This is a genomic window from Dietzia sp. oral taxon 368, from assembly GCF_002999155.1.
Classification (GTDB): Bacteria; Actinomycetota; Actinomycetes; order Mycobacteriales; family Mycobacteriaceae; genus Dietzia; species Dietzia cinnamea.
Genome location: NZ_CP027238.1, coordinates 2,986,978 through 3,000,268 on the forward strand (window position 1 = coordinate 2,986,978; position 13,291 = coordinate 3,000,268).

At 67.2% G+C, this 13,291-nt stretch carries 8 protein-coding genes; 5 read left to right on the plus strand and 3 right to left on the minus strand.

All coding sequences use genetic code 11. The annotated features are described in order from the left end of the window. The 4 genes from pglZ to C3V38_RS13970 all read left to right on the plus strand — a co-directional run bounded on the left by pglZ (position 1) and on the right by C3V38_RS13970 (position 8,128). On the plus strand, positions 1–2,820 hold the full coding sequence (gene pglZ, locus C3V38_RS13955) for a BREX-2 system phosphatase PglZ (protein ID WP_106386058.1): 2,820 nt from the start codon (positions 1–3) through the stop codon (positions 2,818–2,820). Continuing rightward, positions 2,817–4,121: a BREX system ATP-binding protein BrxD gene (gene brxD, locus C3V38_RS13960; protein ID WP_106386059.1), complete on the plus strand. Its 1,305-nt coding sequence runs from the start codon at positions 2,817–2,819 to the stop codon at positions 4,119–4,121. Before pglZ ends, brxD begins: the two co-directional genes overlap by 4 nt. Then, positions 4,122–6,236, plus strand: coding sequence for a DEAD/DEAH box helicase (locus C3V38_RS13965; protein ID WP_106386060.1), 2,115 nt, complete (start codon positions 4,122–4,124; stop codon positions 6,234–6,236). A 71-nt stretch (positions 6,237–6,307) separates the two neighbouring features. Beyond that, positions 6,308–8,128, plus strand: coding sequence for a DUF262 domain-containing protein (locus C3V38_RS13970; RefSeq protein WP_106386061.1), 1,821 nt, complete (start codon positions 6,308–6,310; stop codon positions 8,126–8,128). A gap of 85 nt (positions 8,129–8,213) precedes the next feature. On the opposite strand, the gene C3V38_RS13975 is transcribed toward C3V38_RS13970, so the two are convergent. Next, entirely contained in the window at positions 8,214–9,845 is a 1,632-nt protein-coding gene (locus C3V38_RS13975) for an ABC-F family ATP-binding cassette domain-containing protein (protein WP_063973642.1), read from the minus strand. Between the two features lie 623 nt (positions 9,846–10,468). Continuing rightward, entirely contained in the window at positions 10,469–11,251 is a 783-nt protein-coding gene (locus C3V38_RS13980; protein WP_106386062.1) for a thioesterase family protein, read from the minus strand. A 34-nt stretch (positions 11,252–11,285) separates the two neighbouring features. On the opposite strand from C3V38_RS13980, the gene C3V38_RS13985 reads away from it, so the two are divergent. Next, positions 11,286–12,494 carry a lycopene cyclase family protein gene (locus C3V38_RS13985; protein ID WP_106386063.1) on the plus strand — a complete coding sequence of 403 codons (1,209 nt, stop codon included), beginning with the start codon at positions 11,286–11,288 and terminating at the stop codon, positions 12,492–12,494. Here the strand turns inward: C3V38_RS13985 and C3V38_RS13990 are convergent. Then, the gene (locus tag C3V38_RS13990; protein WP_254426002.1) at positions 12,456–13,241 is read right to left on the minus strand and encodes a hypothetical protein; all 786 of its coding nucleotides are present in this window, start codon (positions 13,239–13,241) and stop codon (positions 12,456–12,458) included. The two genes, C3V38_RS13985 and C3V38_RS13990, sit on opposite strands and share 39 nt — an antisense overlap. Between the last annotated feature and the right edge of the window lie 50 nt (positions 13,242–13,291).

Here is a 13,291-nt window from a genome sequence, read left to right on the forward strand (position 1 = left end):
ATGGCGTCGCAGGTGTCCACCTCGTCGTCGTCACCCGCTACCGCGACCGAGGACGACGTTCGGGGTCTCCTCGTCGGTCTCTACCGCGACAAGAACGTCCGCAGAGGGTTGCTCGTCGTCCACGCCCAGCCGCGCTGGGACGGCCCGACCGCAATCTCGGTCGAGGACCTCATGGTCCCCGTTCACTGCTGCAGGACGGTTCTCCAACTCCGAGACGTCATCCGGCACCGAAACGACCCGGAGACGCCGTGGCGGGTGGTCCTGACCGACCTTCGCGACGACGACATCCCCCACGGCGTCAAAGAGCACTTCAAGCCAGTGGGCCGATCACTCGAACTCGACCCCACCCGCACGCTCCTCGGGTTGTTCTCGGCCGCACGGACCGGCGGTCGCGTTCCCCGCAATCGGCAGGACATACGTGGGCTTGTCGCACTGCTCTCCCCGCACCGGGCGTCGCTCGAACCCACCTCGACGCCCGTCCTCACGGCAGATCATCTCTATGCCGAAGTCGCCCGTCACCTGCTCGGGTTGGCCGAGAACACCCGACTCGCTGACCTGCTCGCCTGGAGTGCTACCCCCGAGGCCACCGAGGCCTGGGACCACGTCGCTGGCGCACTGTCCGAGCCCACCCGCCAGTCGCTCCTGACGTGGATCTGTCGTGGGCTCACCCTCACCGGATCGAGCATCCGGGCCCTGTGGTGCGCGCGGGGTCCGCGAGCCCTCCTGCCAGCAGGAGTCGTGGCCGAAACCTTGGGCCAGGGCGCCAGCAGCACCGACGGACGGAACATCGCGGTGCCACGCGCACTACTCCGCAAGCACGTGGGGCAACCTCAAGATGAGGAGACCCTGCGAGACTGGGGACGAGGCGCAGCCACTGCCATACGGTCGATGCTCGACCATGGCCAGCCGGTGACCGCGGCCCTCGCCGAGGCCAGTCAGCTACTCGACCACGTCGACGACACCTCCGACAGTCCCCTGCTCGCCGCATCCACAATCCTCCCGGGCGGCTTCCAGCGCCGGCTGGACCAGTTTGTCCGCACACTAGCTCCTGTCCTGGAAGGGGGCGATGACCGTCCCGCACTGCGCGCCCTGGAGGACATGCGGCAACACGTAGACGCCGGGCGGGCCTACTCCGGCGACATTGACACCGCCGCCGCGCTCCTGCGGTTGCTGAGATGGCACCACACTGCAGCCGACCACGCCGAAGAGTCGATGCGCACCGCGACCATCGAACAAGCGATGCGCGAGTATGCCGCTGAGTTGAGTTGGGTGGACCGGGCCGTCAACACCGCCTGGAGGGGATTTTCCGCCGACCCCAAACCGGATGCTGGACACTCCACCGTGGATCCCGATGCGCTCACTCGCGACGTCACCAACCGGGTGCTCGACACGCGTAAGCGAATCGACCGGGCCTTCGGCGCCTTGGCCGCCAGCAGGCTCGCCGACGGAGCCTCCGATGGCTCGGCTCTGCTCGTGGAAGACGTCATGAGCAAGCTCATCGAGCCGCTCCACAAGTCCGGACCGGTCTCCGGCGGAGAGCGTAAGCGCCGGCCGCTGCTGGTATTGGTGGTCGACGGGCTCTCGATGGCGGCAGCCCACGGACTTTCCGAGGACCTCCGCAAACGACACGGCACCGTCTGGCAGCAACTCGATCTGAGCGCCCGCGGCCTCCACGTGGCGGCAACCACGTTGCCGTCGGTCACCACCTACTCCCGGACCTCGCTGCTCACCGGCACGCTCATGGCGGGCGGGCAGACCGAGGAGGCGCAGGGCTTCGCTGCGGCCCTGCCCGGGGCTCGACTGTTCCACAAGGCTGCACTCGACTCCGGGATCGCCGACCAGGTCCGGCAGACCATCTACGACACCACCCACACTCCGGTCGTCGGGGCCGTCCTCAATACCGTCGACGACGCGTTGGATCGATCGGACCCCATTGCCGCCACCTGGACCACCCAGCGGATCACCCACATGGACAAGCTCCTCGAATACGCCCGCGCCGTCGGTCGAGACGTGGTGATCGTGTCCGATCACGGGCACGTGGTGGAACGCAGCCAGATCCCCAAAGCCGATGCGGACACCGCGGTCAGCGCCCGCTGGCGTCCCAGCGACGGACCCCCCGCCGACGACAGCGAACGGGAAGTATCCGGCACCAGAGTGCTGTCCCCCGGCGGATCGGCAATTCTGGCAGTGGACGAGGACCTGCGGTACACGGGAAAGAAGGCGGGCTACCACGGTGGCGCCGCGCCAGCTGAGGTCTGCGCGCCCATCTCCGTGCTCGTCCAGTCGCTCGACGGGCTCGACGAAGACTCCCTTTTTCCCGCGGCGCTACCGATGTCGGACCCGTGGCCCGCATGGTGGGACCTCAGCGCACCCGAGCCCGCATCTCAGGGGGCGGTCACTCCCGGCGCAACACAACCGGAACGGCCCACGCCGCCGCCGACCTCGACACCCAGTGAACTGCAGAGCACGCTGTTCGACGATCCCGAGCCGCCGCCCTCGCCCAAGGCGACATCGCGCACCAGCGACTTGTACACCTCCCTGGCCAGGAACCGTCAGTTCAGGGACCAGGTCGAAGCGCACAACGTCGGGCTCGAACCGCGCGAGTTCGCTGACGCTCTTCGCGCCATCGCCCACAACAATGGGCGGATGCCGATGGCAGGACTCGCCGATCGAGTGAGGCTGAACGCCATCCGTCTGCGGGGCACACTGACCCGCATGCAGAAGGTGGTCAACATTGACGGCATGCCGGTCCTTGAGATCGACGGGAATGATGTCGTCTTCAGCCCCGAGCTTCTCCGCGAACAGTACGGACTGGCATGAGCCTGTCCCCCGCCCGCCGCACCGCCATCATCGATGCCCTGCGCAAGGGCACTGTGCCCGCCGAAGGCCTCGACCAACTCGCCGTGGGCCTGGATCGCCTGGCCCCGGTGATCGGGGAGGAACTGGACAAGGTGGCCGGCGGCGCAGCGGTCTTCAAGGCCGTCCGCGGCGAATACGGCTCGGGCAAGACGTTCTTCGCACGCTGGATGCAACAGCAGGCCATCGAGCGGGGTTTCGCCGTGGCTGAAGTCCAGATCTCCGAGCTGGAAACCCCGTTGCACAGGCTGGAGACCGTCTACCGGCGATCTTGCGAAGAACTCCGTACCCCTGCCGTCTCTCGACAGGCATTCCGGGCGGTCCTCGACGACTGGCTCCTCGGAGTGGAAGACGACGCGGCCTCCTCCGGAGCAGACGGCGCCGAGCTGCTCGAAGAGAGACTGCGCTCCGTCGCCGATGCTGCGCCCGTGTTCCCGCTCGCCCTGCGGGGGTATCGGGACGCATTGCTCAACGGTGATACCGAGGTTGCCGACGGGCTTGCCGCCTGGCTCGGCGGTCAACGCAACGTCGCCGCGTCGGCCAAACGAGCCGCCGGGGTGAAGGGCGAACTCGACCACTTCCTGGCCATGGGCTTCTTTCAGGGGCTACTCCAGGTGCTCGCCGGCTCCGGTCACCGGGGCCTGCTACTCGTACTGGATGAGGTCGAGACCCTGCAGCGCATGCGCGGCGACGTCCGCGAGAAGGCCCTCAACGCCCTGCGGCAGTGGATCGATGAACTCGACTCCGGCCGCTACCCCGGGATGTACCTACTCATCACCGGGACCAGCGCCTTCTTCGAAGGACAACAGGGCATCAAGCGGCTGCCTCCGCTCGACCAACGGATCGGCGTGAAATTCGACGCCGACCCCCGATTCGACAACCCCCGGCAACCGCAGATCCGGCTCCAGGCCTTCGACTTCGACCGACTGGTCGAGGTCGGATCGCGCGTGCGTGACCTCTACGCGGTCGGCCTCGACCCCGCCGCAGCCCAGCGGGTCACCACCCTCGTCGACGACACCTACCTGCGCGTGCTCGCCGAGTCCGTGGCAGGAAAACTCGGCGGCCAGGTGGGGATCGCACCCCGCCAGTACCTGCGGATGCTCGTCGACTGCCTGGATCGCGTCGAGATGTTCCCGGACTTCCTCCCGCGACAGCACTTCACCCCGACGCTCGACGCGACCGACCTCAGCCAGAGCGAACGGTCCGCGGTGGCGGCCTCGTCGTCGTCATCCCCCATCGATGACCCCGACGCCATCGAGCTCTAGATGGACCACCACGCCCCGCAGGGCTTCCCCGCGCTGCACCCGCTACTGCAGCACCACGTGGTCAACTCCCTCGGCTGGCCAGGCCTGCGGCCACTGCAGGAGGAGTCCGTCCGGCCACTCATCGACGGGGAGGACGCCCTACTGCTCGCGCCGACCGCCGGCGGCAAGACCGAGGCCGCCGTCTTCCCCGTCCTCACCCGCATGGCCCACGAGGACTGGGCCGGGCTGACCGTCCTGTACGTCACCCCGCTCAAAGCGCTGCTCAACAACCTTGCGGTGCGTCTGGTCGACTACACCGCGTGGATGGGTCGCCGCGTCGAGGTATGGCACGGGGACGTCGGCGAGAGCGCGCGCAGAGCCATCCGGGCGGACCCGCCGGACATCCTGCTCACCACACCCGAATCCATCGAGGCGATGCTCGCCTCCACCAAGACCGACCATCGCACGCTGTTCGCGAACCTGCGCACCGTGGTGATCGACGAGGTGCATGCCTTTGCCGGCGACGACCGCGGCTGGCACCTCTCCGCCGTGCTCTCGCGCCTCGAGCACCTGGTCGGGCGACCGCTGCAGCGGATCGGGATGAGCGCGACCGTCGGCAACCCCGAGGATCTGCTGCGGTGGTTGCAGGGCTGCGTCGACGGGAGGGCCGGGCGTGTGATCGCGCCGGGCGTCGCCGTGGCTGAGGCGGTCCGGCCTGTCGCCGGTGACGCGGACATCGTCGTGGACGCCGTCGACACTCTCGACTCCGCCGCTGTGTTGCTGTCCAAGCTGTACCGGGGGCAGAAACGGCTCGTCTTTGTGGACAGCCGACGGCAGGCCGAGGAGCTCGCATCGATGCTCCGGGGCTTTGACGTGGACGTGTACCTCTCGCACTCGTCGCTCTCCGCCCAGGAGCGTAGGCGGTCCGAGTTGGCGTTCGCCGAAGCGCGCGACTGCGTGATCGTGGCGACCTCGACCCTCGAGCTGGGAATCGACATCGGGGACCTGGACCGGATGATCCAGATCGGCGCCCCGACCACCGTGTCGAGCTTCCTCCAGCGTCTCGGTCGCACCGGTCGTCGCGCTGGCACCGTCCGCAACTGCCTGTTCATCGCCACCGAACCCCGGCACCTGCTCCGGACGCTGGGGCTTCTGCACGCCTGGGGCACGGGATATGTCGAGCCCGTCGTCCCTCCGCCGGTCCCGCTGCACCTCGTCGCGCAGCAGGTCATGGCCGCGATGCTGCAGGAGGGCGCGCTGCCGAGGCACGGCTGGCAGGACCGCTGGGCGGCCACCCCGTTGATGAGCGCCGAGACCCTTGAGCGTCTCGCCGAGCTGATCGTGGACTTCCTCGTGGAGCGCGGGTACCTCACCGTCGATGGCGGTGCCATGTTCCTCGGACCCGACGCCGAGAGGGTGTTCGGCCGCCGACACTTCATGGATCTGCTCACCACCTTCGCCATGCCGCGGCAGTTCACCGTGCTCGCCGGACGGCAGGAGGTGGGCACCGTGGAGTGGCGGGCGCTCACTGGCGTCGACGGGCCGATTCACCTGCTTCTCGCGGGGAGGTCGTGGAAGGTCACGGATATCAACTGGTCCAGGCACCGCGTCCAGGTGGAACCCGCCGCGGGCGGGGGCAGAGCACGGTACGGGTTCGGGGGTGCCGACATTGGTCGCGAGGTCGCGCAGGGCATGCGCGCTGTGCTGCTGGGTGAGCTCCCCGAGCAGATTCGTCTCACGGCCCGAGCCCGCGCCGCACTCGCCGACGACGAGGACCGGCTCCGGCACACCGTCAGTCACCACGGCCCGGTGTGGACCACCACGGACAACGTCCGCAAGTGGTGGACCTACGAGGGCAGCGCCGCCAACCGCCGCTACCAGGCGGCGCTTGGGCCGGTGCTGGGCGAGGAACTGGCACCGCAGGGCGGGGTGGTCCAGCCGGATGCGATCACCTTGCACGAGGGTATGCCCACCGGACCGGCAGCAGAGCGGCTCGAGTTCTGGGAGTCTCTACCTGAGAGAGAGCGGCCGCTTCCTGTGGTACCGCCGTCGTTGGTCGACAAGCTCAAGTTCTCGGAGGCGCTGCCCGTCGAGTGGGCGATCGAGGTGATCGCGCGCCGGCTCGTCGCGGAGTGACTCCGTAATCCAATTTAAAACGGCCTGATTAGACGCCCTTAGCGTCAGTTTGCATAGATAGGAATGTTGTAATGAGCGTAACCATTAAGTCCGAAGCGATGACGGTGCAGAAGTGCTTCAATGAATGCCTATATTCGGTACCTGGATTTCAAAGGCCCTTCAGTTGGGGAACCGAACAGCTAGATGACTATTGGGACGATGTAATCGAAGGGGATGGAGACTTATTCCTCGGAACCACGGTGACCTGGGTCAGCAGTTCAGAGCACCTATTTCGAAAGACCTTTTCTCTTATCGACGGGCAGCAAAGGCTAACTACAAGCTCCATCGCCCTTTCAGTAGTTCGGGATTATTTTCAGCGGATTGTCGATTCTTCCAGCGAGGACTGCCCGGTTGGCGCGTCCGAGAAAGGACGAATAGCTGCAAGGGCACAGGTTGAAAATACTCAAAAGTACCTGGTTGCCAAGAATGATGATGGAGACGAATACCCCGTTCTCGAGCGGCCGGAACCGCTATTCTGGGAACTCATCCAGCAGCCAGATTCGATCCCTTCCGGCAAAACAGCGAATCAAAGCGCCCGATTGATAATGGCAGCACGCTTGTACTTTGAGCGACGTGTTGGAGAGCATCTCGAGGGTCTTGACTTCGAAAATGCAATCGCGGAACTCAAGTCACTCCGGGGTCAGGTACTTCAGGCTAATCTGATACAAGTAGAGGTTGATTCAGAGGAGAATGCGTTTCTCATTTTCGAGACGTTGAATACTAGAGGCGCGGAGTTGAGGCTCTCAGACCTAATTAAGAATATGCTCGTCCGTGAAATATCTACCAAGCAACGCGATAAAGAGGCCGTGGTCACCCGGTGGCAGCACATAACAGACATCATCGCGTCAGCTCCAGATCAAGTTCAGTCGCTCGACAGGTTTATCTGGCAGTCGTGGAATTCGCGAAGGGCCGCGGTAAAAGAAGCTGAACTGTACAAGTCTCTAGTTGAACTAACTGGTCGTGATAGTCAGAAACTGCTTACCTATCTCGAGGAGCTTGAATACGACGCAGGTGTATTCAGATTCTTGGAGGGCGAGCATGACGGCATGCCTATTCCGAACAAGTCCGGAAGAAGTGCGCTAGATGTACAAGAGTTTCAGAATGCGATTGTCGCACTATCAGTATTCAATGTATCTGTAGCAAACTCCGCAATGCTCGCTTTGGCTAGGAAGTACGAGCAGTCGAGGTCAATTATTTCGCAGAAACAATTCAAACGGGCAGTTATGGCGATTGAGAATTTCCACTTTCAATTCTCGGCGCTTGCCAAGAGCGGCTCAACTGGGGGCACCAGAAAGCGGTATAATAATTTCTCTGTTCGGCTTGCTGACGCGAGTTCGAAAAGGGAAGTGACGAGCGAGATCGACGAGTTTGTAAGCAGTCTTGCTGGAAGTTTGCCGTCAGAAGATCGAGTAAAGGAGTCTTTTAGATCTTTGTTTTATGCGCCGACTAAAACGTTGACCCGGGCTCAGAAGAAGAGTGGTGATGGGAGCCTAATTCGATACGTTCTTTTGACTACTTCAGTCCGGCTCGGCCAGTTGCCGAGCGGATTCAGGCAGGGTTTGGCGACTATCGAACATATTAGTCCCCAATTGAAGTCAACCGGCAGTATCGACGATCCCATCTACTCGATCGGAAACCTTGCGCTAGCGTCAGAGAAAGCAAATTCCAAAGCTGGGTCTGGCGACTTTCAGTCTAAGAGGGCGATGCTGCAAGATTGCGCGGCGCCCAGGGATGCAACCTTGTTGAAGTGGCTTAGTGCTGAACCTGCATTCGAGCCAGGTAACAAAGAAATCGTGGAACGCGGAAACGCACTGGCTGAACTTGCGGTAAATGAGATTTGGAACGTCCGTTAACTTTGTACTGGGTATGCTCGGAATTCGTATCGAACTTCAGAAGTGGGACGGGGCAGCCGTTCGGGCTTGAACTCGCTGCGCTCGGTTACGCGAGTTCGACGATCTCCATGTACTCCTGGCTCCAAAGGTCCTCCGTGCCGTCCGGCAGGATGATGACCCGCTCCGGCTCCAACGCCTCGACGGCGCCGGGGTCGTGCGTGACCAGCACGACCGCACCCTCATACGTCCGTAGAGCGTCGAGGACCTGCTCGCGCGAGATCGGGTCCAGGTTGTTCGTGGGCTCGTCGAGCAGGAGGACGTTGGCTGCCGAGGACACCAGCCCGGCCAGCGCCAGACGCGTGCGCTCACCGCCGGACAGCGTGCCGGTGGGCTGTTCGAGCTGCGGGCCGGAGAACATGAACGCGCCCAGCAGGCCGCGCAGGTCCTGCTCCCCCGCGTCCGGCGCGGCGTGGCGGATGTTCTCCCACACGGTCGCGTCCATGTCCAGGGTGTCGTGCTCCTGGGCGAAGTAGCCGATCTTGAGCCCGTGGCCGGTCACCACGCCGCCCTCACCGTCGGTGCGCTCCACGCCGGCGAGCAGCTTGAGCAAGGTGGTCTTGCCGGCACCGTTGTAGCCCAGCACGACCACGCGGCTGCCCTTGTCGATCGCCAGGTCGACCCCGGCGAACACCTCGAGCGAGCCGTACATCTTGGTCAGACCCTTGGCGAACAGCGGCGTCTTGCCACACGCGGCCGGCGTGGGGAACTTGATGTGCGCGACCTTGTCAGCCACGCGCACCTCGTCGAGCTCGTTCATCATGGTCTCGGCGCGGCGGATCATCTGCTTTGCAGCGGCGGCCTTGGTGGCCTTCGCGCCGAGCTTGGCGGCCTGCTGCTTGAGCGCGGACGCCTTCTTCTCGGCGTTCGCGCGCTCGCGGCGGCGACGCGCCTCGTCGGTGGCGCGGGCGTCGAGGTACTTCTTCCAGCCCATGTTGTAGGCGTCGATCTCTCCCCGCACGGCGTCGAGGAACCACACCTTGTTCACCACCGCCTCGAGAAGTTCGACGTCGTGGGAGATGATGATCAGCCCGCCCTCGTGCTTCTCCAGGAACTGGCGCAGCCACGTGATGGAGTCGGCGTCGAGGTGGTTGGTGGGCTCGTCGAGCAGGAGCATGGTCTGCGACTTGCCGGCGCCGTCGGAGGCGGCGAAGAGGATCCGGGCCAGCTCCACGCGGCGGCGCTGACCGCCCGAGAGCGTGCCGAGATTCTGCGTGAGGATCCGGTCCTCCAGACCCAGGCTGCTGCAGATGCGGGCCGCCTCGCTCTCGGCCTCGTACCCGCCGCGGGCGGAGAACTCGTCCTCGAGCCGGCCGTACCGGCGCACGGCCTTGTCCATCGCCTTGTCGTCGGGGGCGTCGACCATCTGCTGCTGGGCCGCGGTCATGTCCGCCATGAGGACATCGAGCCCGCGGGCCGAGAGAACGCGGGACCGGGCCAGCTGGTCCATGTTGCCCTCACGCGGGTCCTGCGGCAGGTACCCCAGATCCCCGGTCCGCACGACCTTCCCGGCGTACGGCTCACCCTCGCCGGCGAGGATCCTCATCGTCGTCGTCTTACCCGCGCCGTTCCGTCCCACCAGGCCGATCCGGTCGCCGGGCTGGACCCGCAACGAGGACCCGTCCATGTGGAGCAGGGTGCGCACGCCAGCGCGCACCTCCAGGTCGTCGATGGTGATCACGTGCGCGGGTACCTCGCTGTAGCTTTCGGGGAAGAGTCGGCGGCCCGCCCGCTGACGGGTACGGGCCGACCTGCCACTCTACCTGCGGCGCGAGTGAGCCGACGAGTTCGGTGACGTGGGTCTCCGCGAACAGAGAGCGCACGGCGAGTCGGTTTCTGAGCGGATTCTCCTGCTGCGCTCCGTTCGCTGCGACCTGTGGGCGGCCTGCTTGACGTCCGCTGAGTGCAGGCGCTCCCGGCCCTGGCGCCTCGCTCCCGCCCGTGCATTCGCGCCCCGCGCGGCCGCGTCACTCGCCCGCGCAGCCGCTCCCGGCCCTGGCGCCTCGCTCTCGCCCGTGCACTTCCGCCCCGCGCGACCCCGTCACGCGCCCGCACAGCCGCTACTGTGCCTGGCGTCTCGCTTCTGCAGATGTCCATGACAGCCCTCCTCGCCCCTCACGATGGCGTCTCGCCTGCGCATCGGGGCAGGCCAGACGCCATCGTGAGGGGCGGCTGCGAAGACTCGGCCGACCCGCCGGCCAGCAAACCCGCCGACCGGCCGGCGGGTCGCCGCCACAGTGCCCGTCGGCCCGCGCCGGCCCGGCCCGCCTGTCCCGCCTGCCCAGCCCGCCGGCCGCCCCGCCGTCAGCCCGCGCGTCGCCCGTAGAGGTTTTGCACACAGCGACCGAGCCGCCCGCGATCGTCCGAGATCAGCGTGTCGGTGAGCACTCCCTGCCCGGGCCCGCCGACGGTCTCGCTGTCCAGGTGCACCCAGCCGGGTTCGGGGTCGCGGTGCAGCGAGACCACGAGGTCGCAGTTGACCGCCGGGTGACTCAGCGGGTCGCTGGCCAGGGACACCCCGCTGGCGGAATCGGCCACTACCACGGTGTGCTGCCAGCCGGTCATCCGCTCCCCCTCCACGAGGTCGACGCGCGCACGCCCCCAGGCCCGCGCGGGCCCGAGCTCGTCGCCGCCGCCGGAGACGAAGGCGAAGTCCACCACGGACAGGTAGCCGTCGGCGTGGGCGAAGCTCATCATCGGTCCGCGTTCGCGCGTGGCGGGCACGGGCGGCCCGTCGTGGGTCCCGACCGACGGGAAGTCGTCGGGTGTGCGGCGCATGCGCCACCCGCGGGCGACGAGCGCGGGCCGACCGGCCACGGAGGCGCTGGCCTCGAGCAGTTCGACGCTGCGACCCGGGCGCACGGTGCGGACCTCGATGTCGAGCGGCGCGATGGGAACGGGCCCCAGCACGTCCACCGAGACCCGCGCCAGCCGCAGCGTCGGGTCCGCCTCGAACCTCTCCATCGCCCTCACCAGCAGCGCACTCGGCGGCCCGGCGTGCTGCGATTCGGCGGACCACGGGCCCGCGGTGAGCGCGGTCGACTCGAAGCGACCGTGGTCCATCTGCTGGTAGAACGCGCCGGACATGGGTTCCTCTCACGCGACGGTAGTGTCAGTTCGTATGAATGCTACGGGTGACGAGTTGTTCGACGTCGCCGTCGTCGGGCTCGGCCCCGCCGGCCGCGCGCTCGCCTCCCGGTGCGCCGCGGCCGGTCTCACGGTCCTCGCGCTCGATCCGCGGCCAGACGCGCCGTGGCGCCAGACCCTGTCGGTGTGGGCCGACCAGGTGCCGCCGTGGCTGCGGCCGGAGGCGTGCGGGATCGACGTGCTCGCGCACAGGGTCTCCTCCCCCGCCCTCTACGCGCCCGGGCGCGCTGTGCTCCACCGCGAGTACGCGGTGCTGGACAACGACGCACTGCGGCGCGCCCTGCCGCTCGGCGCGGGGGTCACCGTGGAGCGGGAGGCGGTCGACGACGCGGGCCTGCGCGCCCTGACCGCCCGCGCGCACCGCGTGGTGGACTGTCGCGGCGCCGGGGGGCGGCTCAACCCGGGCCCGCTGCAGACGGCCTACGGCATCGTGCTGGACGCCGCCGATGCCGCCCCCGCGCTGGGTGGGGAGGCGGCCCTGTTCATGGACTGGCGCACCGACTACGCGCGTGACGGGAACGACGACGACGAGATCGGCCCCAGCTTCCTGTACGCCATCCCCGTGTCGCCGGACCGGGTTCTGCTCGAGGAGACGTGTCTGGCGGGGCTGCCCGCCCCGGATCCCGCCGTCCTGGCGAGCAGGCTGCGCTCACGCCTGGCGGGCCGGGGGGTGCCCAGCGCGGCGATCGATGAACCGCTGTCGGTCGAGCGGGTGCGCATCCCGCTGCTGCCGCGGCCGGGCGGGGTCGCGGATCCGCTGGTCGAGGCGTTCGGCACCGCCGGCGGCCACGGGCACGCGGCGACGGGGTATTCGGTGGCCGCGATGCTCGCGGCCGTCCCCGCGGCCGTCCTCGCGCTCGGGGCCGGCCACCCGCTTCCCGCGCCGCGGTCCCCCCTGAGCACGACCCTTCACGGTGTTGGCCTGCGGGCGCTGCTCCGTGCGGACGACCGGACCCTCCGGGCGCTGTTCGCGGCGTTCGGGCGCCTCGACGGCCGGCGCCAGCGGTGGTTCCTCGACGCGGCGAGCCCGTCGTACCAGGTGGCCGCCGCGATGTGGGGGATGTGGCTGACCATGCCCGTGCGCGACAAGGCCGGGATGGTGGCCGCGGTCCTGCGGCGCTCTGCCCGCGGTCCCGCGGCGCTGTCAGGCGTCGCGCGATCGAAACCCGTCGAACGTGAGTAACAGGCCGCCCGGGCGGCGAGCGACGCGGAACATCGACGACAGCGCGACCGCGGCCCCCGCAACGCCGAGGAGCTCGAACGTCTCCTCGATGTACATCAGTGTGAGGTAGAGAGTCGACGACGCGCCGATCTCGCGGTCGACGAGCCCGGTGAGGCTCTCGATCACGAGCGAGCCGGACAGGAAGACCACGGCCGCCGCGATCAACGAGACGGCGACGCGGCGGTGGAGAGCGAGGACCAGCCTGATGAGCAGACCGCCCACGATCAGGGCGATCACGGCGCCGGGGATCACCCAGTTGTAGTAGGTGTCGAACGGCAGGTACGGGGCCAGCCGGTCCCCCACCACGAAGAGCCGCTCGTGGAGGGCGCCCGCCTCGTCCACGGAGGCGGTCACGGCGACCGCGGAGAAGAGCCACCACGACGAGCGGAAACGGGCGGTGGTGACGGCGGCGAGGGCCGCGAAGGCGCCCACGAGGAGCCAGACCGCCGAGGCGAACCACACGGCCGCGTTGCCCTCGGCACCGATGTCGAAGGCGGTCCACAGCAGGTTCCAGACGTGCCACGGCTGATCGCTGCCGGTGGCGTGCACCATGTAGAGCAGGAAACCCGACAGCGGGGCTAGCAGAAGCGACGGGGGGAACACCAGCCACGCCGTCGCCCGGGTGAGGCGGGTTCCTTCGATGACACGCCCGCCCCCACTCTCGGCCTCAGGCCGGTCGCCAACAATGTGATCAGCGGATGCGGACATGTCCCCCAGCGTAAATGTCGGCCGAACGGAACCGTAATCGCCGGCGACGA

Coding starts and splice junctions, on each gene's coding strand:
- pglZ (WP_106386058.1), top strand. CDS start 1: ATGGCGTCGCAGGTGTCCACCTCGTCGTCGTCACCCGCTACCGCGACC.
- brxD (WP_106386059.1), top strand. CDS start 2,817: ATGAGCCTGTCCCCCGCCCGCCGCACCGCCATCATCGATGCCCTGCGC.
- C3V38_RS13965 (WP_106386060.1), top strand. CDS start 4,122: ATGGACCACCACGCCCCGCAGGGCTTCCCCGCGCTGCACCCGCTACTG.
- C3V38_RS13970 (WP_106386061.1), top strand. CDS start 6,308: ATGAGCGTAACCATTAAGTCCGAAGCGATGACGGTGCAGAAGTGCTTC.
- C3V38_RS13980 (WP_106386062.1), bottom strand. CDS start 11,251: ATGTCCGGCGCGTTCTACCAGCAGATGGACCACGGTCGCTTCGAGTCG.
- C3V38_RS13985 (WP_106386063.1), top strand. CDS start 11,286: ATGAATGCTACGGGTGACGAGTTGTTCGACGTCGCCGTCGTCGGGCTC.
- C3V38_RS13990 (WP_254426002.1), bottom strand. CDS start 13,241: ATGTCCGCATCCGCTGATCACATTGTTGGCGACCGGCCTGAGGCCGAG.